The 23471-nt window shown below is 61.8% G+C and carries 20 protein-coding genes; 15 read left to right on the top strand and 5 right to left on the bottom strand.

Annotated features, from left to right (window positions below; translation table 11 throughout):
• Positions 1-49: 49 nt before the first annotated feature.
• Complete coding sequence (locus J3P75_RS15550; protein WP_434707317.1) at positions 50-1516, bottom strand: nucleobase:cation symporter-2 family protein; 1467 nt, start codon at positions 1514-1516, stop codon at positions 50-52.
• A 366-nt stretch (positions 1517-1882) separates the two neighbouring features.
• On the opposite strand from J3P75_RS15550, the gene zapE reads away from it, so the two are divergent.
• The 14 genes from zapE (at position 1883) to J3P75_RS15480 (ending at position 18593) form a co-directional block, all read left to right on the top strand.
• Positions 1883-2998, top strand: coding sequence for a cell division protein ZapE (gene zapE, locus J3P75_RS15545; RefSeq protein ID WP_434707316.1), 1116 nt, complete (start codon positions 1883-1885; stop codon positions 2996-2998).
• Positions 2999-3016: 18 nt separating this feature from the next.
• Positions 3017-3601, top strand: coding sequence for a DinB family protein (locus J3P75_RS15540; protein WP_434707315.1), 585 nt, complete (start codon positions 3017-3019; stop codon positions 3599-3601).
• Between the two features lie 106 nt (positions 3602-3707).
• Positions 3708-4205, top strand: coding sequence for a GNAT family N-acetyltransferase (locus tag J3P75_RS15535; protein WP_093101370.1), 498 nt, complete (start codon positions 3708-3710; stop codon positions 4203-4205).
• Between the two features lie 103 nt (positions 4206-4308).
• Complete coding sequence (lexA, locus tag J3P75_RS15530) at positions 4309-4926, top strand: transcriptional repressor LexA (protein ID WP_434589205.1); 618 nt, start codon at positions 4309-4311, stop codon at positions 4924-4926.
• Positions 4926-5543 carry a translesion DNA synthesis-associated protein ImuA gene (gene imuA, locus J3P75_RS15525; RefSeq protein ID WP_090283187.1) on the top strand — a complete coding sequence of 206 codons (618 nt, stop codon included), beginning with the start codon at positions 4926-4928 and terminating at the stop codon, positions 5541-5543. The genes lexA and imuA overlap by 1 nt, the downstream gene beginning before the upstream one ends.
• A 7-nt stretch (positions 5544-5550) precedes the next feature.
• Positions 5551-6966: a Y-family DNA polymerase gene (locus J3P75_RS15520; RefSeq protein ID WP_434707314.1), complete on the top strand. Its 1416-nt coding sequence runs from the start codon at positions 5551-5553 to the stop codon at positions 6964-6966.
• The gene (locus J3P75_RS15515) at positions 6963-10040 is read left to right on the top strand and encodes an error-prone DNA polymerase (RefSeq protein WP_434707313.1); all 3078 of its coding nucleotides are present in this window, start codon (positions 6963-6965) and stop codon (positions 10038-10040) included. The genes J3P75_RS15520 and J3P75_RS15515 overlap by 4 nt, the downstream gene beginning before the upstream one ends.
• A gap of 279 nt (positions 10041-10319) precedes the next feature.
• Positions 10320-11006, top strand: a complete 687-nt coding sequence (locus J3P75_RS15510) for a CsgG/HfaB family protein (RefSeq protein ID WP_167359930.1) — start codon at positions 10320-10322, stop codon at positions 11004-11006.
• A 28-nt stretch (positions 11007-11034) separates the two neighbouring features.
• Positions 11035-11403: a DUF4810 domain-containing protein gene (locus J3P75_RS15505; RefSeq protein WP_090283191.1), complete on the top strand. Its 369-nt coding sequence runs from the start codon at positions 11035-11037 to the stop codon at positions 11401-11403.
• The gene (locus J3P75_RS15500) at positions 11400-12059 is read left to right on the top strand and encodes a DUF799 domain-containing protein (protein WP_434707312.1); all 660 of its coding nucleotides are present in this window, start codon (positions 11400-11402) and stop codon (positions 12057-12059) included. The genes J3P75_RS15505 and J3P75_RS15500 overlap by 4 nt, the downstream gene beginning before the upstream one ends.
• A 227-nt stretch (positions 12060-12286) precedes the next feature.
• Complete coding sequence (locus J3P75_RS15495; protein ID WP_090283193.1) at positions 12287-12976, top strand: GntR family transcriptional regulator; 690 nt, start codon at positions 12287-12289, stop codon at positions 12974-12976.
• Positions 12977-13109: 133 nt separating this feature from the next.
• Complete coding sequence (locus J3P75_RS15490) at positions 13110-15221, top strand: ATP-binding protein (RefSeq protein ID WP_434707311.1); 2112 nt, start codon at positions 13110-13112, stop codon at positions 15219-15221.
• A 31-nt stretch (positions 15222-15252) separates the two neighbouring features.
• The gene (locus tag J3P75_RS15485) at positions 15253-17886 is read left to right on the top strand and encodes an excinuclease ABC subunit A (protein WP_434707310.1); all 2634 of its coding nucleotides are present in this window, start codon (positions 15253-15255) and stop codon (positions 17884-17886) included.
• Positions 17887-18329: 443 nt separating this feature from the next.
• Positions 18330-18593 (top strand): hypothetical protein, encoded by a 264-nt coding sequence (locus J3P75_RS15480; RefSeq protein ID WP_434589191.1) that lies wholly within the window; start codon positions 18330-18332, stop codon positions 18591-18593.
• Between the two features lie 55 nt (positions 18594-18648).
• Here the strand turns inward: J3P75_RS15480 and J3P75_RS15475 are convergent, their stop codons facing one another.
• Entirely contained in the window at positions 18649-19170 is a 522-nt protein-coding gene (locus J3P75_RS15475) for a DUF4142 domain-containing protein (RefSeq protein ID WP_434707309.1), read from the bottom strand.
• A 203-nt stretch (positions 19171-19373) separates the two neighbouring features.
• Between J3P75_RS15475 and J3P75_RS15470 the strand changes: the two genes are divergently transcribed.
• Complete coding sequence (locus J3P75_RS15470; protein ID WP_434707308.1) at positions 19374-19622, top strand: hypothetical protein; 249 nt, start codon at positions 19374-19376, stop codon at positions 19620-19622.
• A 395-nt stretch (positions 19623-20017) separates the two neighbouring features.
• Here J3P75_RS15470 and J3P75_RS15465 read toward each other — a convergent pair whose 3' ends face one another.
• The 3 genes from J3P75_RS15465 to J3P75_RS15455 all read right to left on the bottom strand — a co-directional run bounded on the left by J3P75_RS15465 (position 20018) and on the right by J3P75_RS15455 (position 23211).
• Entirely contained in the window at positions 20018-21034 is a 1017-nt protein-coding gene (locus J3P75_RS15465) for an SMP-30/gluconolactonase/LRE family protein (protein ID WP_434711317.1), read from the bottom strand.
• 56 nt (positions 21035-21090) lie between these two features.
• Complete coding sequence (locus J3P75_RS15460; RefSeq protein WP_434707307.1) at positions 21091-22236, bottom strand: sterol desaturase/SRPBCC family protein; 1146 nt, start codon at positions 22234-22236, stop codon at positions 21091-21093.
• A gap of 111 nt (positions 22237-22347) precedes the next feature.
• Positions 22348-23211, bottom strand: a complete 864-nt coding sequence (locus J3P75_RS15455; RefSeq protein ID WP_394502821.1) for a LysR family transcriptional regulator — start codon at positions 23209-23211, stop codon at positions 22348-22350.
• Between the last annotated feature and the right edge of the window lie 260 nt (positions 23212-23471).

Raw genomic sequence — 23471 nt, 5'->3', positions numbered from 1 at the left:
AAAAGGGCTGAACCGGCCTGTCGGTTCAGCCCTTTTTCAAGGCCGGACGTCAGCGGTTCTCTTGTGCGACAGTCGCCGCTGGGCCAGGTTCAGCTTTGGCTGGCACGTCGGGGTTTTCCATAACCTGAAGAATAGAAGCTTCGGGGTCGAAGTCGTCTTCTTCCAGTTCGATGAATTCCTCCGGCAGGAAGATATTCAGCACGATCGCGCACAGCGCGCCGACGGTGATTGGCGATTCGAAGATATTGCGCAGCGCCTGCGGCAGTTCGCGCAGTACTTCCGGGACCGCCGCGATGCCCAGGCCCATGCCCAGCGAAATCGCCACAATCAGCATATTGCGCCGATGCAGACCGGCTTCGGCGAGAATCTTGATCCCGGCCACGGCAACGGTGCCGAACATCACCAGTTCGGCACCCCCGAGCACCGGTTTCGGCATCAATTGCAGCACCGCGCCGATCATCGGGAACAGCCCGAGAATAACCAGCAATCCGGCAATGAAAAACGCAACGTAGCGGCTGGCCACGCCAGTGAGCTGAATGACTCCGTTATTCTGCGCGAAGGTGACCATCGGCATGCTGTTGAACACCGCAGCCATGGCGGAGTTGAGGCCGTCAGCAAGCAGGCCGGATTTGATCCGGCGAATGTACAGCGGCCCCTTGACCGGTTGCCGCGAGATCATCGAGTTGGCAGTCAGATCGCCGGCCGCTTCCAGTGGCGAAACGAGGAAAATCACCGCCACCGGCACGAACGCCACCCAGTCGAAATTGAAGCCGTACTTGAACGGCACCGGCACACTGACCAGCGGCACGGCCGGCATCGTGGTGAAATCCACCGTGCCCATCAGCCAGGCGACGACGTAGCCGAGGGTCAGGCCGATGACGATCGCACCCAGGCGCAGGAACGGTACGTCGACCCGGTTCAGCACGACAATGGTGCCGATCACCAGCGCCGCCAGAAACACATGGCTGGCCGCGCCCAGGTCGGCTGCGCCAAAGCCGCCGGCAATGTCGGTCATCGCCACTTTGATCAGCGACAGGCCCATCAGCGTAATGATCGTGCCAGTGACCACCGGGGTGATCAGCATGCGCAATTTGCCGATGAACTGGCTCAGCACCACCTCGATGAACGCGGCGAAAAAGCACACGCCGAAGATCGTCGAGAGGATTTCATCGGTGCCGCCACCGCGCGCCTTGACCATGAATCCGGCGCTGAGAATCACGCTGATAAAGGAAAAACTCGTACCTTGCAGACACAGCAGGCCGGAACCGACCGGGCCGAAGCGCTTGGCCTGGACGAACGTGCCGAGCCCGGAAACGAACAGCGCCATGCTGATCAGATAAGGGATTTCACTTTGCAGGCCGAGGGCGCCGCCCATGATCAGGGTCGGTGTGATGATCCCGACGAAACTCGCCAATACGTGTTGCAGCGCGGCAAACACGGTGGCGGTCAGGTGCGGGCGGTCGTTGAGGCCGTAGATCAGGTCGTTGTTGCGCGGAGCGTTTTCAGGGGCGGTCATGGTGTTTTGCGCGCTGCGAGGCGGGGCCGGGTCAGAAAATGGAGGCGCAGGATGCCGCAAGCGGGCGGTGAGGGCAACGAGCAATAACTGCCCGAAAGGTCAGGTTTTGCGGGGGCTGCCGGCTAAATCGATTCACACGAACGCGCGGCCCTCACTGATCGTTCCCACGCTCCTGCGTGGGAATGCAGCCCGGGACGCTCCGCGTCCCATCCAGAGCCGAACGCAGAGCGTCCATAGAGGCATTCCCACGCGGGAGCGTGGGAACGATCTTGCTGCACCTCAAGCTCCTGCCATTTTCTGACGCCCGAGCAGGGGAAATTACCCGGCTGGATATTTCCCTGTAGCCATCGTGGCATACTGCCGCGCATGACTTTCGACTCCCCCCTCAGCGCCTGGCAACACGCCATTCAACACAACAGCTTCGTTCAGGATGAAGCCCAGGAACACGCGGTCTGGGCCCTGCAAAAATGCCATGAAGCGCTGCACGCCGGTGCCCGTTCGGTCACCGGCGTTTATCTGTGGGGCCCGGTCGGGCGCGGCAAGACCTGGCTCATGGACCAGTTCTACCAGAGCCTGCGGGTGCCGGCGCGCCGGCAGCATTTTCATCACTTCATGGGCTGGGTGCATCAGCGCTCGTTCCAGTTGACCGGAATCGCCGATCCGCTGCGGGCGCTGGCCAAAGAACTCGCGGCAGAAGTCAAAGTGCTGTGTTTCGATGAGTTGTTCGTCAACGACATCGGTGACGCGATCATTCTCGGGCGGCTGTTTCAGGTGATGTTCGATGAGAGCGTGGTGATCGTCTGCACCTCCAACCTGCCGCCGGACGATCTCTACGCCGATGGTTTCAACCGTGACCGTTTCGTCCCGGCGATTGCCGCGATCAAGGCGCATATGCGGGTGATTGCGGTGAATGGCGCTGAGGATCATCGCCTGCATCCGGGGGCAGGCCTGCAACGTTACTTTGTGGCCACGTCATCGCTCAGTGCGCTGGACGACATCTTCCAGACCCTGGCCGCCGGTGAGCCGGCCACCGCTGAACCGGTGTCAGTCGGTCATCGCCAACTGAACGTGGTGCGGGCCAGTCAGTCGGTGTTGTGGTGTCGTTACGCCGACCTGTGCGAGCAACCGTTCGCCGCCATGGACTTCATCGCACTCTGTGATCGCTATCGGGCTATTCTGTTGAGCGACGTACCAAACCTCAGCGCGCGTAAACGCGAAGGGCGTATTGCCCGTGGCACGGAAGACGGCGCCGAGCGTGTAGTGGCGGGTGATCGAGAGCTGCCGCAGTTGTCCGTACACGACGACGGCGTGCGACGGTTCATCGCGCTGGTCGACGAGTGCTACGACCGCAAGGTGCCGCTGTACATCGAGGCAGAAGTGCCGATGGCCGCGCTGTATACCGAGGGTTACCTGGAATTCCCGTTCCGCCGCACCCTCAGTCGTTTGCAGGAGATGCAGCTGCAGCGCTTTGCCGAAGCTTGAATGGAAGAGGGCGCCGACATGAGCCAACCGTTGTCCCATCATTTGTTGACCATGGCCTACCAGAATGCCTGGGCCAATCATCGTCTGGGCAAAGCCTGGAGCCAACTCGGCGCGGCGGATCTTGCGGCGCCGCGGGTGAGTTTTTTTCCGACTATTCGCCTGACGCTGAACCACATCCTGACGTGCGACTGGTTTTACGTCGATGCGCTGGAGCGCGAACTGCGCGGGGCTGAGCCGCATCCTGATTGCTATGTGTTCTTCAGTGCGGACGAGCCCTTCACCGACGCCGGGCAACTGCGCCAGGAACAGGCTCACGTCGACCGCAGGCTGATCGCTTATTGTGAGCAACTGCGCGATGCCGAGCTGAACCGGATCGTCACCATCGCCCGCGACATGCCCCAGCACGACAGTCGCCTGCGCTTGCTGTCGCACCTGTTCGAACATCAGATCCATCACCGCGGCCAGGTGCACGCGATGCTCAGCGATACTTCGGTGGAACCGCCGCAGCTGGACGAATTCTTCTGCGCCGGCGAAAGCGCGTTGCGTGCCGCCGACTTCGCCGAGCTCGGCTGGACCGAGGAATTGATCTGGGGCCACGCCTGATCCGCGGATTTGCCGGTTGCTCACCGGTATCTGGCCGCGTTAAGGTCAGGCAGCCTTTCAGTGCGTACCTTGCGCGCCGGGGTTTTTTGTCTGTTCGGGGATGGAAATGGATTCCGCAGAAATTCTGGTACTTCAGGCCAGCTACACCAACCCAACGCACGCCGAAGCCATCGGCCTTGTGCTCAACCACTACGCAGAAGACCCGATGGGCGGCGGTCACTCGCTCGACCCGGACCTGCTGCGCCGACTACCCGAAGAGCTCGCCCGCCGCCCGCACGCCTTCAGCGTACTGGCCTTCGTCGGTGGCGAACCGGCGGGGCTGGTCAACTGCTTCGAAGGTTTCTCGACCTTCGCCTGCAAACCGCTGGTCAACGTCCACGATGTGGTGGTCGTGAGCCAGTTTCGCGGCTTGGGCCTGAGCCAGAAAATGTTGCAAAAGGTCGAAGAAATCTCGCGCCAGCGCGGCTGCTGCAAAATTACCCTCGAAGTGCTCGAAGGCAATGCCATCGCGCAGCAGTCGTACCGCAAGTTCGGCTTCGCGCCGGGCATGTTCGACCCGGATCACGGGCGCATGCTGTTCTGGATCAAGAATCTGCAGGCCTGAAGGCCACTCACCTTTGTCTTCTCCCACCGGGCGAGAGCCCGGGTCAGGGGCTTAGGCCAACCTGACTGGCGGTGCTTGTCAGGTATTTCCTACAGGAGTACAAATGTACTCCATGACCCATCTCACTCCTCGCCGTACCGCCATCCTGACCTTTATCCGCGAGCGTATCGCCGAACACGGTCAGTCCCCAAGCCTCGCTGAAATCAGCGAGGCTTTTGGTTTTGCCTCGCGCAGTGTGGCGCGCAAGCATGTGCTGGCGCTCACCGAAGCCGGTTTTATCGAGGTCAACCCGCATCAGGCCCGGGGCATCCGGCTGCTCGGGCAACCGTCGCGTGCCGAAATGCTTGATGTCCCCGTGCTTGGCCGGGTGGCCGCCGGTACGCCGATTGGCGCCGATGCCGATGTGCATGGGCGCTTGATGCTCGATCCCGCGCTGTTCTCCCGTACCCCCGATTACCTGCTGCGGGTGCAGGGTGATTCGATGATCGAGGATGGCATTCTCGACGGCGATCTGGTCGGTGTGCGACGCAATCCGGAAGCGCTGAATGGCCAGATCGTGGTCGCGCGTCTTGACGGTGAAGTCACCATCAAACGCTTCGAGCGGCTGGGCACTGAGGTGCGGCTGTTGCCGCGCAACCCGGCGTATCAGCCGATTGTTGTGCGTGACGATCAGGATCTGGCCATCGAAGGGGTGTTCTGCGGTCTGGTGAGGCAAGGCTGATGGGCGCCGTCGTTGCACTGGATACGCTGTTCAATGGCGGCCAGGTCTGGAAGGGCCGGCCTGCGCCACCGGCGGCCAGTCCACAGCCGACCGGGCATGCCGCACTCGATGCAGCGCTGCCCAGCGGTGGCTGGCCGGAAGGAGCATTGAGCGAAATCCTCCTGGCCGGCCCGGGTGTCGGTGAGCTGCAACTTGTCTGGCCGACGCTGGCGCGGCTGGCGGCGGCGGGTGAGCGCATCGTGCTGGTGGCGCCGCCGTTCGTGCCCTATCCGCAGGCGTGGGCCAGCGCCGGGGTCGACCTGCGGCAGTTGTCGGTGATTCAGGCCAGTGAACGCGATGCCTTGTGGGCGGCGGAACAATGCCTGCGTTCGGGCAGTTGTGGCGCAGTGCTGTGCTGGCCGCACAAGGCTGATGATCGTGCCTTGCGGCGTTTGCAGGTGGCCGCCGAATCCGGTCAGACCCTGGCCTTCGCCTGGCGACCGTTGAGCGAGGCGGTCAACCCGTCTCCAGCGGCGCTGCGGATTGCCATCGACGCCAAACCCGCTCAGTTGCGCATTCTCAAGTGCCGTGGCGGGTTGGCGCGCTCAGCGCCGATTGCCTTTGCCGTGGGGCACTGAGACCGTCATGCGCTGGGTATGCATTCTGTTTCCGCAATTGGCTCTGGACGCTGTACTGCGTCAGCGCCCCGATGCCGATGAGCCGTTGGTGCTGCTCAACGGCCCGGCCCAGCGCCGGGTATTGCAGGCGGTCAACCCGGCGGCGCGCAAACTGGGTTTACGTGCAGGGCAATCGATGACCGCGGCCCAGGCCATGAGCAAAGGCTTTGCCACGGTTGATTACCAGGCCGCCGAAGTCGAGCGCTGGCAGCAGTTTCTCGCGGCGTGGGCCTATCGTTTCAGTGCACAGGTCAGCGTGCACTACCCACGTACGGTGGTGTTCGAGATCGAGTCGAGCCTGGGCTTGTTCGGCACCTGGGCGCAATTCGAAGCGCGGTTGCGCCAGGAACTGACCGATCTGGGCTTTCGCCATCGCATCGTCGCCGCCCCCAATCCAGTGGCTGCCCGCGTGTTGGCCAACGCCTACGATGGGCTGGTGGTGCCGGACGGCGAGGCCTTGCAACATCACCTGGGGCAATTGCCGGTCGACCGGGTCGGCCTCGAGCCGAGCGTGGCCACGGCACTTTCACGGATGGGCCTGCGCAATCTCAATCAAGTGCAAAGCCTGCCGCGTCAGGCGCTGGCGCGGCGCTTCGAAGCGTCGATGCTCAAACACCTCGATACGCTGTTCGGCGCCCGACCGTTGGCGCTGGAGTTCTACTTGCCACCTGATCGTTTCGATGTGCGCATCGAACTCAACTTCGACGTGCAATCGCATCAGGCACTGCTGTTCCCGTTGCGGCGTCTGACCGGCGATCTGTCGGCGTTCCTTTGCGGACGCGACAGCGGCGTGCAGCGCTTCGATCTGCATCTGGAACACGCCGGCTTGCCGGACACGCTGATCAAGGTCGGCCTGCTCAGCGCCGAACGGGATCCGGCGATGCTTTTCGAACTGGCCCGGGGCCGGCTGGAACAGGTACAGGTCGAGGCGCCGGTGCGCGGCTTTCGCCTGCGTGCAGAAGATCTGCCGAGTTTCGTGCCGCAGTTTCAGGAACTGTTCGACGACCGTCCGCAGCAGACCCTGCCGTGGGAGCAATTGCGCGAACGTCTGCGCGCACGGCTGGGCGACGATGCAGTGCAGGGTTTGCGCTTCCAGGCCGATCATCGCCCCGAGTGCGCCTGGCAGTTCGGCGTCGACAAACAGCCTTGCGCAGGCCTGCCGAGCGTGCAGCGTCCGGGCTGGCTACTCACTGAACCGCAGAGTGTGCCGGAAGGTTCGGCGCGGATTCTCATGGGCCCGGAACGCATTGAATCCGGCTGGTGGGACGGCGATGACGTGCGCCGCGATTATTACCTGATCCAGAACCGCGCCGGCCAGCAGGGCTGGGCCTGGCGGGCGGTGGGTGAGGGCGGTCCATTGTGGTTGCAGGGCTGGTTTGCATGAACGGTGGCTACGCCGAACTGCACTGCCTGTCGAACTTCAGTTTCCAGCGCGGTGCGTCCAGTGCGCTCGAGTTGTTTCAACGAGCGAAAAAGCACGGCTATCAGGCCTTGGCGATCACCGATGAATGCACACTGGCCGGCATCGTGCGGGCGTGGCAAGCGGCAAAGTCGGTTGAGTTGCCGCTGATCATCGGCAGCGAAGTGCGCGTTGAAAACGGCCCGAAGCTGGTGCTGCTGGTGGAGAACCTGGCCGGTTATCAGGCGCTGTGCGGCTTGATCACCCGCGCGCGGCGGCGTACGCAAAAAGGCCAGTATCAAGTCTTGCGCGAAGATCTAGATGACGCGTTGTCGGGGCTGCTGGCGTTGTGGGTGCCGGATTCTGTCACTGAGGTGCAAGAAGGGCGCTGGCTGAAACAGACGTTCGGCGACAGGCTGTGGTTGGCCGTGCAATTGCACCGAGGTCAGGACGATCGACAGCGTCTGGCGGCACTGCTGAATCTGGCCGCCGAGTTGCAGGTTCCAGCCGTAGCCAGTGGCGATGTGCACATGCATGCTCGTGGCCGCCGCGCCTTGCAGGACACCATGACCGCGATCCTTCATCACCTGCCGGTGGCCGAGGCTGGCCTGCGTTTGCACCCCAATGGCGAGCGGCACTTGCGCAGTGTCGAAGTGTTGCGTGAGTTGTATCCGCAGGCGTTGCTCGATGAATCGGTCGCCCTCGCTCGGCGCTGCACCTTCGATCTGGGCGAATTGCGCTATCAATATCCCAAGGAGCTGGTGCCCGAGGGTCACAGCGCCACTTCCTGGTTGCGCCAATTGACCAAGGAGGGCATCACCTGGCGCTGGGAGAAAGGCGCACCCTTCAAGGTGCTGCGGCAGATCAACAAGGAACTGCAGCTGATCGCCGAACTCGGCTACGAAAGCTATTTCCTCACCGTACACGACGTGGTGCGTTTCGCCCGCGAGCAACAGATTCTTTGTCAGGGCCGTGGTTCGGCAGCCAACTCGGCGGTGTGCTTTGCCTTGGGCATCACCGAAATCGACCCGGAGCGCACCACATTGCTGTTCGAACGCTTCATGTCCAGGGAGCGCAACGAACCGCCGGACATCGACGTCGATTTCGAGCACGAGCGTCGCGAAGAAGTCCTGCAATATGTCTTCCGTCGATATGGCCGTGGTCGTGCAGCGTTGACCGCGGTGGTCAGCAGTTACCACGCCGCCGGTGCCGTGCGGGACGTGGCAAAAGCCTTGGGCCTGCCGCCGGATCAGATCAATGCGCTGGCCGATTGCTGCGGCCACTGGAGCGACGAAACGCCGCCGCTGGAACGCTTGCGCGAAAACGGTTTCGACCCCGAAAGCCCGCTGCTGCGCCGGGTCTTGAGCCTGACCGGGCAGTTGATCGGCTTCCCCCGGCATCTGTCGCAGCACCCAGGCGGCTTCGTGATTTCCGAGCAACCGCTGGACACCCTGGTGCCGGTCGAGAACGCGGCCATGGCCGAGCGCACGATCATTCAATGGGACAAGGACGACCTCGATGCGGTCGGCCTGCTCAAGGTGGATATCCTGGCACTTGGCATGCTCAGCGCGATCCGCCGCTGTTTCGATCTGCTGCGCCGTCATCGCCAGCGCGATCTGAGCCTGGCGACGATTCCGGCCGAAGACAAGCCGACCTACGACATGATCAGCCGCGCCGACACCATCGGCGTGTTCCAGATCGAGTCGCGGGCACAGATGTCGATGCTGCCGCGCCTGCGTCCGCAAAAATTCTACGACCTGGTGATTCAGGTGGCGATTGTCCGGCCGGGGCCAATTCAGGGCGGGATGGTTCACCCGTATCTGCGTCGGCGTAGTAAAGAAGAAAAAGAAACCTATCCTTCGCCAGAGCTGGAAGTGGTGCTCAAGCGCACCCTCGGCGTGCCGCTGTTTCAGGAACAGGTGATGCAGATCGCCATTGTGGCCGCCGACTACAGCCCCGGCGAGGCCGACCAGTTGCGCCGCTCCATGGCTGCGTGGAAACGTCACGGTGGCCTGGAACCGCACAAGGAGCGCCTTGCTGCCGGTATGAAGAAAAACGGCTACACGCCGGAATTCGCCGCGCAGATCTTCGAACAGATCAAAGGGTTCGGCAGCTACGGTTTCCCCGAGTCCCATGCCGCCAGTTTCGCCTTGCTGACCTACGCCAGTTGCTGGCTCAAGTGCCACGAACCGGCAGCGTTTGCCTGTGCGCTGATCAATAGCTGGCCGATGGGCTTCTACAGTCCCGATCAGATTCTGCAGGATGCGCGCCGTCATCAATTGCAGATTCGCCCGGTCGACGTACGTGCCAGCGATTGGGATTGCAGTCTGGAAACTACCACCGGGCCACAACCGGCGATTCGCATGGGCTTGCGCATGATCAAGGGCTTTCGCGAGGACGACGCCCGGCGCATTGAAGCGGCGCGGGTGCGCGGGGCGTTTGCCGACGTCGCCGACCTGGGCGAGCGTGCGGCGCTCGACAGCCGCGCGCAAGCCTTGCTTGCCGATTCCGGGGCCTTGCGTGGGCTGGCCGGGCATCGGCATCGGGCGCGCTGGGAAGTGGCGGGGGTGCAGAAACAGTTGGGGCTGTTTGCTGGATTGCCCAGTCAGGAAGAGCCGCAAGTGCTGCTGCCCAAACCCAGTGTTGGCGAGGATCTGCACGCCGACTACGCCACCGTCGGCACCACCTTGGGCCCGCACCCGCTGGCACTGTTGCGCGGTGAGTTGCGGGCCCTGCGCTGTCGCAGCTCGCGGGAATTGCTCGATGTCGAACATGGCCGGCCGGTGAGCATGGCCGGGTTGGTGACCGGACGCCAACGACCGAGTACAGCCAGTGGAGTGACTTTCGTCACGCTGGAAGACGAGTTCGGCAACGTCAACGTAGTGGTCTGGCGCGATCTCGCCGAGCGTCAACGGCAAGTTCTGGTTGGTTCGCAATTGCTCAGGGTCGATGGCCGCTGGGAACGCGAGGGCGAAGTGCGGCACTTGATCGCCGGACGCCTGAGTGACCTGAGCCCGCTGCTCAACGGCATTCGCGTGCAGAGCCGGGATTTTCACTGATCAACCCGACCCCCGGGCCACACAGCGAACCCTGTGGGAGCCAGCCTGCTGGCGAAAGCGGTCTTTCATTCAACATAGCCGTTGCCTGATTCACCGCCTTCGCGAGCAGGCTCGCTCCCACATGGATTCAAATACCCCCTGAATCCAGCCTGTTTATTGGCGCCAAAAAAATCCTGTCACGAATGATGGCACTTTGTCATAATGCCGGCCCTTTTCCGCTGCCCAGCGCTTTGCCGTGCCGGGACACCCCGTTTTTCAAGAAGGAAATACTCAGTGAGAATGATCTCCCGGATGTTGGTCTCAGGCGTTGCGATTGCCGTGCTCGGCACGCTGGCCACCACGCTGTCCGGCTGCGCCACGGAAAGCTCCCGCGCGCTGCCGGTGGCCAAGGTCGAAAGCGCCAATCAAGTCTGGACCGGCGTTCGCGTGCCAATGGCCGTAGGCAAATTCGATAACCGCTCCAGCTACATGCGCGGCATCTTCTCCGACGGCGTCGACCGTCTCGGCGGCCAGGCCAAGACCATCCTCATCACCCACTTGCAGCAGACCAACCGCTTCAGCGTGCTGGACCGCGACAACATGGGCGAAATCCAGCAGGAAGCCACCATCAAGGGCCAGGCTCAGCGTTTGAAAGGCGCTGATTACGTGGTCACCGGTGACGTCACCGAGTTCGGCCGCAAGGAAACCGGTGATCACCAGTTGTTCGGCATTCTCGGTCGCGGCAAGACCCAGGTCGCCTACGCCAAGGTCAACCTGAACATCGTCAATATCAGCACGTCGGAAGTGGTCTATTCGACCCAGGGCGCCGGCGAGTACGCCTTGTCCAACCGCGAAATCATCGGCTTCGGTGGCACCGCTGCCTACGACTCCACCCTCAACGGCAAAGTCCTGGATCTGGCCATGCGCGAGGCGATCAATCGTCTGGTCGATGGCATGAACGCCGGTGCCTGGAAACCGGGCAACTGATCGACGCCCATTGCAAGGAGCAACACCCATGAAACTGAATCTGTCGCGCCCGCTGCTGGCGCTGACCCTGGCGGCCAGCACGCTGCTGGCCGGTTGTGCCGCGCCGAAAACCCTGTACCAGTGGGAAGGCTACGAGCCGCAGGTCTACGAATACTTCAAAGGCGAAGAGCCGAAAGAAGCCCAGGCCGAAGCACTGGAACGTGACCTGCAAAAAATCCGCTCGACCGGCAAAGCCGTACCGCCGGGCTACCACGCGCACCTGGGCCTGCTCTATCTGAGCATGGGCAAGGACGATCAGATGGTGCAGCAGTTCAATACCGAAAAAACGCTGTTTCCCGAGTCCGGCACGTACATGGACTTTCTGCTTAAAAACGCCAAGGCCGGAGTCACCCAATGATCTCGCGTACCTGCAAATGGCTGATCGCCGGTCTGGCTCTGACCGTGCTGGGTGGCTGCGTCGCGCCGAAAACCGTGGATTACTCGGCCTATAAACAGGCGCGTCCGAAAACCATTCTGGTTTTGCCGCCGCTCAATACCTCGCCTGATGTGAAGGCTTCCTACAGCCTGTTGTCGCAAGTGACGTTCCCGCTGGCCGAGGCTGGTTACTACGTGCTGCCGATCACGCTGGTCGATGAAACCTTCCGTCAGAACGGCATGACCACGCCCGATGACATTCATCAGGCACCGCCGAACAAACTGAAGGAAATCTTCGGGGCGGACGCGGCGCTGTACATCACCGTGACCGAATACGGCACTCGCTACATGGTGATCAGCAGCGAGACGGCGGTGACCGCGACGGCGAAACTGGTCGACCTGAAAAGCGGCACGACGCTGTGGACCGGTACGGCGCGCGCTTCGAGCGAAGAGGGTGGCAACAACGGTGGTGGCGGTCTGATCGGCATGCTGATCACCGCCGCCGTGAAGCAGATCATCAACAGCTCCACCGACGCCGGCTACCCGATTGCCGGTGTGGCGAGCAATCGTCTGCTCTCCGCCGGCCACCCGGCAGGCCTGCTGTACGGCCCGCGTTCGCCGAAATACGGCACTGACTGAACCTCTACCGGTGATCGTTCCCACGCTCTGGTGGGAATGCCGCCATGGACGCTCTGCGTCCGCTGTGACGCGGAGCGTCACGGGATGCATTCCCACGCGGAGCGTGGGAACGATCAACCAGCTGCCGCTACCAGCCACGCAGCCATCTCCCCATCGAAACCCCTGTATCCTGACGCCAAAGTCGATATTCTGCGCCTCGGGCCAACCGACGCCAAAGGAGTGTTCGTATGACCGACAAGAAACCGGAGACCACGGTCGACCGCGTCTATCAAGGGGTTTACCAAGCGATCAGCAAGCGTTCGCTGCGTCCGGGGATGAAACTGGGCGAGGCCTCGCTGGCCGAGCTGTTCAATGTCAGCCGCACCTCGGTCCGTGCGGCGCTCAAGCAATTGGAAGCCGAAGGGCTCGTAACCACCGAGCCCAACAAGGGCGCATCGGTGTCATTGCCAAGCAACGAAGAGCTGCGCTCGCTGTTCGAAACCCGCCGTTTGATCGAGATCGGCATCGTCACCGAACTGTGCCGGCGCAAAGACCCGGCGGCGATGCAGGACCTGCGCGCGCACCTGCTGCTCGAAGACGAAGCCCACGCGGCGGGCGATCACGAACGGCTGATTTATCTGCTCGGTGAATTCCATCTCAAACTGGCGCGCAGCCTGAACAACCCGGTGCTGCTCGACTGGTTCCAGAAACTGATTTCCCGGGCCTCGCTGTACGCTGCCGCGCTGGATGACGACAGCCATGAAGTCTGCCGCGACGACGAGCATTTGCGTCTGATCGAGCACATCGAGGCCGGCAACCAGAGCGCCGCCATCGAACTGACCTGCACCCATTTGAACGGCATCGAGAAGGCCATTCTCGACGTCGCCGCGAAAATGAAAACCGGCTACCACCCGCTCAAACACCTGATCGGCGTCTAGTCGGCTGCGGGGTAACAAATCGGTTAATCTCTGATGAAACCAATACGACCGAAGACGCTCGAAACACACGAGCGTCGCGTCGTTCCGGCGTCGCGACAGATCGGGCATTCACCACAGGACACCGAGTCAATCGATGCAGTTTTTATCCGATAGCTACGGTTGTGACGGCTGGAAAGGCGAAATGGCCGAGCGTATTCGGGCGTTCGACTGGAGCCACACCGAGCTGGGCCCGTTGCATAGCTGGCCGGCCAGCCTGTGCAGCGCGGTACAACTGATGCTGGCCTCGCCGCTGCCAATGGTGATGCTTTGGGGCCGTGCCGGTTACATGGTTTACAACGACGCCTATTCGCAATTCGCCGGCGGCCGCCATCCTTACCTGCTCGGCGCGCCAGTCGAGCTGGGCTGGCCAGAAGTCGCCGAATTCAATCGCAACGTGGTTGATACCTGCCTGGCGGGCGGCACGCTGTCCTATCGCAACAAACTCCTCGTGCTGTTGCGTGACCGCGTACCGGAAGACGTCTGGCTCGATCTCTATTACAGCCCGGTGGCCAATGATGACGGCGCTCCCGCAGGCGTGATGGCGATGGTGGTGGAAACCACCGAACTGGTGATCTCCGAGCGCTTGCGTCAGGAAGCGGAGAACGCCTACCGCGCCGATAACGAGCGGGTGCGGCTGGCGCTGAATGCGGGGGCGTTGCTCGGCTCGTTTGTCTGGGACATCAAAAACAATCGGCTGTCGGCTGATGAGCGCTTCACCCGGACCTTCTCCTATCCACCGGACCAGGACCTGAGCAATCTGGCACAAGACATTGCCGACTCGCGCATTCATCCCGATGACCTCGCCTGGGTACGGGAACGTGTTGCTCATTCGGTGCAGACCGGTGAGCCATACAACGCCGAATACCGGGTGTTGCGCAGCGATGGCAGTTACCTCTGGGTGCTGGCCAGCGGTGCTTGCGAGTTCGACGAAGACGGCGCGCCGCTGCGCTTTCCGGGTGTGTTGATCGATATTCATGAACGCAAGAACGCCGAAGAATCCCTGCTCAAATTCACTCGCAACCTCGAGCAACGTGTAGCCGAAGAAGTCGAGGCGCGGCTCACAGCTGAAGAGCAGTTGCGCCAGTCGCAAAAGCTCGAGTCGATAGGCGGATTGACTGGCGGCGTCGCTCACGATTTTAACAATCTGCTGCAAGTGATCGCTGGCAACCTGCATCTGCTCGCGCGGCATGAACCGAACAATGCCAATGTGCAGCGCCGCGTCGGTGCTTCGCTGGCAGCGGTCGAGCGCGGCGCCAAGCTGTCTTCGCAACTGCTCGCGTTTGCCCGGCGCCAGCCGTTGTCGCCGGCGGTATGCAACCCGCAGCAGATCTTCGAGGGCGTCGGCGAATTGCTCCAGCGCGCCCTCGGCGAAACCATTCAGATTGACGTGCAATTGCCGCCAGCGCCGTGGCATGTCTACGTTGACCGCAACCAGTTGGAAAACGCCATTCTCAACCTGGCGATCAACGCCCGCGATGCCATGCAAGGCGAGGGCGTGATCGGCCTCAGCGCCTCCAACGTCCAGCTCGATAGCGCATTCTGTGCCGGTAAAGGCATCAGTCCCGGCGACTTCGTGCGAGTCGCGGTCAGCGACAGCGGCGCGGGTATCCCGCCGGACATCCTTGAGCAAGTGTTCGAGCCGTTTTTCACCACCAAGGCCGATGGTCAGGGCACCGGGCTTGGCCTGAGCATGGTCTTCGGTTTCGTCAAGCAGAGCGGCGGCCACGTCGAGATCGACAGCCGGATCGGCGAGGGCACGCGGGTGCAGTTGTATTTTCCGCGCAGTCTGCGTCCGATCCTTGACGAATCGCCAAATCTGCAACGCCAGCAGAGTGGCGGCAACGAGACGATTCTGGTGGTCGAGGACAACGATGCCGTGCGCGCTTCGGCGGTTGAGTTGCTGCGCGAGGAAGGTTATCGCGTGGTCACCGCCGGCAATGGCGACGTGGCGATGCAGACACTGCTTGAAGGCACTGAAGTCGATATGATTTTCACTGATGTGGTCATGCCGGGATTGATCAAGAGCTCGGATCTGTTCGCCTGGGCCAAGGTGCAGACGCCGCCGGTGGCGGTGCTGTTCACGTCCGGACATACCCGCGACATCATTTCGCGCAATCACCAGCTCAGCCCCGATACCCATCTGCTCGGCAAACCGTACAGCCCGCAAGCGCTGCTGCAAACGATTCGCGCGGTACTCAGCAGTTGAGCGCTGAACACCCCTTCACCAAGGCAGGCCGATGACTTCCAAACGCAGCTCCAAAGCGCCCGCCGGCATGGTCCGGGTTCGTGGCGCCCGCGAACACAACCTGAAAAACGTTGACGTCGACATTCCGCGCGACGCCTTGGTGGTGTTCACCGGAGTCTCCGGTTCGGGCAAATCATCACTGGCCTTTTCGACCCTGTACGCTGAGGCGCAGCGGCGCTATTTCGAATCGGTGGCGCCTTACGCACGGCGCCTGATCGATCAGGTCGGTGTGCCGGATGTCGATTCCATCGAAGGCCTGCCGCCCGCCGTCGCTTTGCAGCAACAGCGCGGCACGCCGAGTACGCGTTCATCGGTGGGCAGCGTGACCACGTTGTCGAGCCTGATCCGCATGCTCTATTCGCGCGCTGGCAGTTATCCGTCGGGGCAACCGATGTTGTACGCCGAGGATTTTTCGCCGAATACCCCGCAGGGCGCCTGCCCGGAATGTCATGGGTTGGGGCGGGTTTATGAGGTCACCGAGGCGCTGATGGTGCCGGATCCGAACCTGACCATTCGCCAGCGCGCCGTGGCGTCGTGGCCGCTGGCGTGGCAGGGTCAGAACCTGCGCGACATCCTCGTAACCATGGGTATCGATGTCGATATTCCGTGGAAGATACTGCCGAAAAAGCAGCGCGACTGGATTCTCTTCACCGAAGAAACTCCGACCGTGCCGGTGTACGCCGGGCTGACCCCGGAAGAAACCCGCGTGGCCCTCAAACGCAAGCTGGAACCGAGTTATCAGGGCACGTTTACCGGTGCCCGACGCTATATCCTGCATACCTTTACCCACTCGCAAAGTGCGCTGATGAAAAAGCGCGTTTCGCAGTTCATGCTCGGCAGCCCGTGCCCGCTGTGTGAGGGCAAGCGCCTGAAGCGTGAGGCGTTGTCGGTGACGTTTGCCGGGCATGACATCGGTGCGCTGTCGCAGATGCCGCTGCTGCAAGTGGCGGAGGTGTTGCGCCCGGTCGCGGCGGCGGATTATCTCGAGCAGGCTGATGAAAACAGCGAAACCCTCAGCCACGCGCAAACCCGCGAGGCCCGCCAGCAGCGCGTGGCTCACGGCGGCAGCGGCCATGCCAGCGCGCCGGATGTGCGGCACACGCCGAACCTGTCGCTGGAAAAGCGCATTGCCGCACAGCGCATCGCCGAGGACTTGCTCGAGCGGGTCAGCACCCTGACTGATCTGGGCCTTGGTTATCTGGCGCTGGAGCGCAGCACGCCGACGCTGTCGTCCGGCGAGTTGCAGCGCTTGCGCCTGGCGACGCAATTGGGCTCGCAGCTGTTCGGGGTGATTTACGTGCTCGACGAGCCGTCCGCCGGCTTGCATCCGGCCGATGGCGAAGCGTTGTTCGAGGCCTTGCAACGATTGAAGGCGGACGGCAACACGCTGTTTGTGGTCGAACATGATGTGGAAACCATGCGCCGCGCCGACTGGCTGATAGACGTCGGCCCGGCTGCGGGCGAGAAGGGCGGTGAGGTGGTGTACAGCGGCCCGCCGGCCGGTCTGGCCGAGGTCGGGTTGTCGCAGACCCGACCGTATCTGTTCGGCGAAGCGCAGCGTCCGCCACGCACGGCGCGTAAGCCTACGGCGTGGCTGAAGCTTGCGGGCATCACGCGCAATAATCTGAACAACCTCAGTGCCGAATTTCCCTTGGGTTGTTTTACCTCGGTCACCGGCGTGTCGGGCTCCGGTAAGTCGAGTCTGGTCAGTCAGGCCTTGCTCGAGCTGGTCGGTGCGCAACTGGGCCGGCCGACGGTTGAGGCCGAACCGGAAGAACTCAGCCTCGAAGACGATGCACCGCAGGTCAGCGGTGGCCAGGTCACGGCGGGGCTGGAATCGATCAAGCGTCTGGTGCAGGTCGATCAAAAGCCGATCGGTCGCACGCCACGCTCCAACCTGGCGACCTATACCGGGCTGTTCGATAACGTGCGCAAATTGTTTGCCGCCACCGATGCGGCGCGCGCCGAGGGTTATGACGCCGGGCAGTTTTCCTTCAACGTCGCCAAGGGCCGCTGCGCCACCTGCGAAGGTGAGGGGTTTGTCAGTGTCGAGTTGTTGTTCATGCCCAGCGTCTACGCACCGTGCCCGACCTGTCATGGCGCGCGCTACAACCCGCAGACCCTGGCGATTGTCTGGCAAGGCTTGAGCATCGCTCAGGTGCTGCAATTGACTGTCGATGAAGCGGTGACGGTGTTTGCCGAGCAGCCGGCGATCCGCCGCTCTCTGGAAGTGCTGCGCGATATTGGTCTCGGTTACCTGCGCCTCGGGCAGCCGGCCACCGAGCTGTCCGGTGGTGAGGCGCAGCGCATCAAACTCGCCACCGAATTGCAGCGCAACCAGCGCGGCGCAACCTTGTATGTGCTCGACGAACCGACCACCGGATTGCACCCGCGCGATGTCGACAGGCTGCTGGAGCAACTGGATACGCTGGTGACGGCAGGGCACACGGTGATCGTCGTCGAGCATGAAATGCGCGTGGTCGCGCAAAGCGACTGGGTGATCGACATCGGCCCGGGCGCGGGGGATAAGGGCGGCAGGATCGTAGTGGCTGGCACACCGCAAAAAGTCGCCGCCAGCAAGAAAAGCAAGACCGCGCCGTTTCTCGCCCGGGCTTTGGGCCGATAGCTCCGTGGCCGCGGCCGGCCCCATCGCCAGCAGGCTGGCTCCCACAATGGATCTCGGTTCGGCATCAGAACAGTGGTGGATTGGCTGGCGCCATCGCTGGTAAGCCAGCTTCCACAGGGATCTTGGAGATGTCTGATTATTGAGCCACAACACAAAACCTGTGGGAGCTTGCCTGCAAGCGATAGCGGTAGAACATTCAAACGTTCATTGACTGGGAGTCAGCTATCGCCAGCAGGCTGGCTCCCACAGGTTTCTGCGGTGTACTCAACGCCGCGGAGACAGGCCAGTCACTGTGTGAGTCTATTCGCCACGAATGATTTATCCGCCGAATCACAAGCTCCTGCGATGTTTTGAACGAATCATCGCCGTCGGGCTTCGAATCTGCATGGCCGACGTATCCAGTCGTGCCAGATGAAAGATGCAGGACCCTGAATGAGGTGGCTATGAACGATCAAGCGTCGCAACAGCAAAATCAATCAGCTGATTCGATCAACCGCAACGACCCCGCGATCGATCCGCAATCACCGGGGCAGACCACGCCAGCGCCGGTAGAAGAGGGCCAGGCGGACAGTGCGCGCAGTGACGTCGATCAGAAGCAGCATCACAACGACAACAGCAACGACTTCAGCCCCGGCTTCAAGCCCGATCCGGACAGACCCGCGCCGGGCGAGAGCACCGACGCCGATATCGACACCGACGGGGGTTGATTGGCATACACAAAAAAGCCGCATCCTTGGATGCGGCTTTTTACGCTCCGGGCGTTTATTTGCTCGGATGCTTGGCTTGCAGCTCTTTGGCGTGCGCCAGATGTTTTTCCAGCGCCGGGAGCATTTTTTGCGCGAAGGCTTTGAGTTCAGTCGCACCCTTGGCCTTGTCATCGGTCACGGTGTTCGCCTGTTTCTTGAACAGCTCGATGGTTTCCTGGTGCGCCATGACCTGATTGTTGGCGTAGGCTGCGTCGAACGATTCGTCGCGCATGTCGAGAATCTTGGCCTTGGCCTGTTTGGTCAGGGTGGTGGTGTCCGGCACTTCGATGTCGTTGGCTTTGGCAATCGCCGCCAGCTCGTCGTTGGCCTTGCTGTGATCGGTGATCATCTGATTGGCGAACGCCTTGATGTCAGCCGATTGGCTTTTTTCCAGCGCCAGGCGACTGGTTTCGATTTCGGCGATGCCACCGGCCGCCGCGTTGTCGACAAAGTCGTTGGAAGTGGCAGCAAAGGCCGAGCTCATGCCAGCACTGAGGGCAACAGCCAGAGCGAGATGACGCAAGTTGAATCCGTCCATTGGGTATCTCCACGCAGGTTTTTGTGAGCGTTAACCAATGGAGCGAACGCACCCGGCAAAGGTTTTATCGCATTTGCGACAGGGCGACGAACGGCAACCGCTGGTCTGACAGGGTGTCGACAGACGCCTGCGGGTGAGGCCATGCTGATAACGAACCAGCGCATCGGTCGCGTTGGTTGTCGATCAATTGATGGAGGTGTTTCATGCCGGTTTCACATGATCTGTATCAGGACCTGGGTTGCAAGAAGGAAGAGATCGAGCAAAAACGCTCCGAGGATCCGAAGCTGGATTCGTTGGTGACTAAGTACTTTGATGTGGACAAGGAAGTGGTCGAGGCCGAGAACGCCAATACACTCAGTGATGACGACCTGAAAAAGCTCAAGGAGAAACGCGTGATCGCCAAAGAAGGCATCGTCGCACGACTGGCCGGGCAGCCGCTGACGGGCCAGTGAGCTACCGACCGGCGGTCACAGACTGACCGGAACGACTATCGGCAACGGCACCTCGAATATTCAGAGTCTCTTGTCCCCGACTCTTGGCGAGGTGCCTTATGAACGACCCCAGATTCCCCAGTGAGGAGCAGGGCGGATTCGACCCGATTCCAACCCGTCCCGAACCGAACAGCCCGGCGCATACTACTGCGCATCCCGAAAAGCCTGTAGAAGAATTGCCTGAGGATGAAGATCCCGAGAAGTTCGACAGGTCCAGCAACTGACATGCCGCTATCGCCAGCAGGCTGGCTCCCACAGGTTTTGTGCCGAATACAGGATGTGTGATCAACTCAATCCCCTGTGGGAGCTAGCCTGCTAGCGATAGCGGCCGCCCATTCAACACAGCCTCAAAGGGCTCACTTCAAGGCCGCCTCCAACGGCAAACGCGCCATATTCCGCGCCTTCAACGAGCCGAAATACAACCACTCTCCATACTCGCGCACCGTGGTAATCGGCGAATAATTGCCGCTGCTCGCGTCCTGCAGATTGGCGATCACCTTGCCCTGCAGATCCAGCCCCAGCACAAAGCCGCGTTTCTCCACCGGTTTCGGCAGCACGGTCAGCGCCCGAACGATCATCTTGCGCACGAACGGGTGCTCGGCGGTGCCATCGAGCAAGGCATTGCGCGGCGCATACAAGGCCACCCAGAAGCGATTGCTGCCGTTGAACGCGAGGTTGTCCGGCAGACCCGGCAAGTTGTCGATGAATACATCATGGGTGCCGGCTTGCGGTCCGCTCAACCAGTAACGGCTGATGCGGTAGGCGCCGGTTTCGTTGACCAGCACATAGGCGTCATCCGGGCCGAGGGTCACACCGTTGGCGAACTGCAGTTTGTCCAGCAACACACTGGTCTTGCCGGTCTGAAAGTCGTAGCGCAGCAAACGCCCGTCGGCGCCGTGCTCGATGATCGCCTCGCCGTCATGGCCATAGCCCCAGCGGCTGGACGCGTCGCTGAAGTAGGCGTAATGCCCGGATTTGTCGATCGCCACGTCATCGGTGAAGCCGAAAGCCAGACCGTTGGCCTCGGTGCTCAATGGAATCAACCGACCTTGCGCGTCGAGGGACAGCAAGCCCTTGACCGCATCGGCGATCACCAGCAAACCGTTGGGATGCCGCGCCAGGCCCAGCGGACGTCCACCGGTGTCAGCCAGCACTTTGCGCGCCTGGCCGTCGAGGCTGGTGCGGATCAGTCGGCCGTCGTGCAGGCCGGTGATCAGGTAATCGTCTTCCAGCAGTAATGCTTCCGGCCCTTCGATATCGCTCGGCCCGACCTTTACCGCGCCTTTGAGTTTCTGATTGTCGGCGTAGATGCCTTCTTTCAGCGACGGTGCTGGCGGTGGCGTCCAGGCCAGCGGTTCGACGCGGGTCGGCATCAACAAAAGAAAACCGACTACGATGACGATCAGCAATGACAATCCATGCGTTAGCTTCACGCGTGCGTCCTCGCTGAGGCCAGGTACTGCGTGGCCATGTCGCGCAACGCCAGCAATGACGCGGCGGATTCGCGCTCGATACGCCGCTTGAGCAGCAAGCGATTGGCGATGCGCAGGGCGAAGCCGTCGAAGCGATAATCCAGCGTGCGCACGAATCGCGTCGCGCCAGCTTCGGCGCTGCATTCGTAAGTCAGATTCAACGACAGTCCCTGGTCACCCTGCGCCCGCGCACACCAGCGGCGGCCGGGCAGGTATTCGGTAACCTCCCAGCGCAAATGGCCGCTGCGCCCGCCGGCGTTTACGTCTTCCTCGAAACGTGAACCGGCATGCAGCGGCCCTTGGGCGCCGTCGATTTTCAGCGACGAAGGATGCCACTCCGGCCAGCGACTGACGCTGGCGGCATAGGCGAGGACGGCAACAGGGTCGCCAGCAATATCGATCTGGTGCTGCATGCGCGTCATGGGCAGTCTCGAATGGCTCGGAAGGGGGGCTTCAGGCTCGCGATAAAGCGTGCCGAAGAGGTAATCCATCAGCGGCACAACGATGTTGAAATTGCTTGCTTGCATGTGCTCGCGGCGGTGATGCAATTCATGCAGACGGCGCATCTGACGAATCCACGGCAGGCGCGCCAGCGGATGATCTGGCGGTAGATGTTCGCAGGCGTGAAACACCTCATAAGTCAGATAGCCCAGCACCATGCAACCGCCGAACAGGCCGGCGACGTTGCTGTTTACCTGCGCCAGCAACCACCACAGCGGGAGGGTGATCAGCAGCGTATGGATCACGACCAGCCACGCCGGAAACAGAATCACCCGCCAGTCGCGAGCGCTGTCGTAGCTCATGTGGCCCGGGGTGAAAAAGCTGTGGTGATCGCCTGCATGGCGGGCATAGAACATTTTTGCCCAGGCCTTTTTGTGGTGGCCGAGATGACGATGGGCCATGTACACGCCAAAATTGAACAGCAGCAGGGTCAGCGGCACCGTCAGCCATTGCAGCGGACTGACCTGCTCCACGCCGCTCCAGAACCCGGCGATCGCCAGCATACCGAACGCCAATACAAACCCACCGTGCAGCCACGGGTTGTAGCGCGGATGAACGGCCGCGCGGTAGCGCTCGCGGAACATCTCGGTGGTCTGCCTCACTGCCTCACCTGCGGGTATCGTTGTGATACCCGGCAGAGTAGCCGATCCGGCCATGCGTGCAGGCTCGACCTTGATGGCAGTTGCGCCATCATCCGGTGTAAAGCGTTCGCGTCAGCTCAACGGATTCCAGCGCTGCGACCAGTCGTCATCGGTGCGGATCACTTCGCGCAGCAGGTCGAAGGCTTGCTGCAGGGTTGCCGAATCCCGGTCGCGTGAATAGACGAGATAGGTCGGATAGCCGAATTCCGGGGCTTTGGTCACCGCCTCCAACGCACCGGTTTCCAGATAGGTGCGCACCACGCGAGTGCGGAAATAGCCGCTGCCACCGTGTTCGAGGATGTATTGCAGGGCCAGCGGGCCAAGATTGAAACTCAGCGGCGCCTTGGCCTTTTCCGGCAGCGCGGCGTCGTGCTGGCGGCGGAAGTCCGGGCCCCAGTCGATGTACACGTAGGGATCCGGGCGATCGGGAGCGCGTACCAAGATCAGTTTTTCTTCCAGCACTTGCTCGACCTGCAAGCCCGGCCAGTATTCAGGTTGGTAGACCAGGGCTGCGTCGAGTACGCCGAGCTCGAGCTGGCGCAGCAGGTTCTCGCCGTCGCGGATTTCCATGCGCAGGGCGTGGCCGGGGATCTTCTCGCGCAGTTCCGCCGCCCAACTGAGCATCAATGGGTTGCACAGGCTGACTTCGCCGCCGATGTGCAGCACGTTGTGATAACCCTCGGGAAGAGGCAGGTCGCGGCGTGCAGCTTCCCAGGTTTGCACCAGTTGATTGGCATAGATCACGAAGGCCTCGCCGTTGGGCGTCAGCTTCGCCCCGGCGCGGTTGCGTACGAACAGCGTACTGCCGAGCTGGCTCTCCAGCTTCTGCACCCGTGCGGTGATTGCCGTCTGCGTGACAAACAGCTTCTGCGCCGCCGCGGCGAGGCTGCCGTGGCGGACAATTTCCAGAAAGGTGCGAGCAAGATCGATGTCCATGGGCGGGCCGGTGTTTTCAGATGGCGCATTGTAAGTGTCCACTTGATACCGCGTCATCGTTCATCGCGAGCAGGCTCGCTCCCACAGGTTTCTCTGGCAATCATGAATTCCGGTATCACAACCGAACCCTGTGGGAGCGAGCCTGCTCGCGAAGAGGCCCGTGCGGTCAATCAAATGTCATCCCGCCAACTCAACCGAACGCATCCGCGCCCAATCCTCGACCAACCGCGCCGGCGTGCCGCAAGCCTTGCGTTTGTAGA

The organism is Pseudomonas sp. R1-1, from assembly GCF_051132135.1.
In the GTDB taxonomy this organism is placed as follows: domain Bacteria; phylum Pseudomonadota; class Gammaproteobacteria; order Pseudomonadales; family Pseudomonadaceae; genus Aquipseudomonas.
Note: the sequence above shows the minus strand (reverse complement) of the source record. Positions and strands in the feature narration are given on the sequence as shown.

Coding starts and splice junctions, on each gene's coding strand:
- J3P75_RS15475 (WP_434707309.1), bottom strand. CDS start 19,170: ATGGACGGATTCAACTTGCGTCATCTCGCTCTGGCTGTTGCCCTCAGT.
- J3P75_RS15540 (WP_434707315.1), top strand. CDS start 3,017: ATGAGCCAACCGTTGTCCCATCATTTGTTGACCATGGCCTACCAGAAT.
- J3P75_RS15550 (WP_434707317.1), bottom strand. CDS start 1,516: ATGACCGCCCCTGAAAACGCTCCGCGCAACAACGACCTGATCTACGGC.
- J3P75_RS15490 (WP_434707311.1), top strand. CDS start 13,110: ATGCAGTTTTTATCCGATAGCTACGGTTGTGACGGCTGGAAAGGCGAA.
- J3P75_RS15470 (WP_434707308.1), top strand. CDS start 19,374: ATGCCGGTTTCACATGATCTGTATCAGGACCTGGGTTGCAAGAAGGAA.
- imuA (WP_090283187.1), top strand. CDS start 4,926: ATGGGCGCCGTCGTTGCACTGGATACGCTGTTCAATGGCGGCCAGGTC.
- J3P75_RS15500 (WP_434707312.1), top strand. CDS start 11,400: ATGATCTCGCGTACCTGCAAATGGCTGATCGCCGGTCTGGCTCTGACC.
- J3P75_RS15515 (WP_434707313.1), top strand. CDS start 6,963: ATGAACGGTGGCTACGCCGAACTGCACTGCCTGTCGAACTTCAGTTTC.
- J3P75_RS15495 (WP_090283193.1), top strand. CDS start 12,287: ATGACCGACAAGAAACCGGAGACCACGGTCGACCGCGTCTATCAAGGG.
- J3P75_RS15520 (WP_434707314.1), top strand. CDS start 5,551: ATGCGCTGGGTATGCATTCTGTTTCCGCAATTGGCTCTGGACGCTGTA.
- J3P75_RS15465 (WP_434711317.1), bottom strand. CDS start 21,034: ATGCCGACCCGCGTCGAACCGCTGGCCTGGACGCCACCGCCAGCACCG.
- J3P75_RS15480 (WP_434589191.1), top strand. CDS start 18,330: ATGAACGATCAAGCGTCGCAACAGCAAAATCAATCAGCTGATTCGATC.
- J3P75_RS15455 (WP_394502821.1), bottom strand. CDS start 23,211: ATGGACATCGATCTTGCTCGCACCTTTCTGGAAATTGTCCGCCACGGC.
- zapE (WP_434707316.1), top strand. CDS start 1,883: ATGACTTTCGACTCCCCCCTCAGCGCCTGGCAACACGCCATTCAACAC.
- J3P75_RS15510 (WP_167359930.1), top strand. CDS start 10,320: ATGATCTCCCGGATGTTGGTCTCAGGCGTTGCGATTGCCGTGCTCGGC.
- J3P75_RS15535 (WP_093101370.1), top strand. CDS start 3,708: ATGGATTCCGCAGAAATTCTGGTACTTCAGGCCAGCTACACCAACCCA.
- J3P75_RS15485 (WP_434707310.1), top strand. CDS start 15,253: ATGACTTCCAAACGCAGCTCCAAAGCGCCCGCCGGCATGGTCCGGGTT.
- J3P75_RS15505 (WP_090283191.1), top strand. CDS start 11,035: ATGAAACTGAATCTGTCGCGCCCGCTGCTGGCGCTGACCCTGGCGGCC.
- lexA (WP_434589205.1), top strand. CDS start 4,309: ATGTACTCCATGACCCATCTCACTCCTCGCCGTACCGCCATCCTGACC.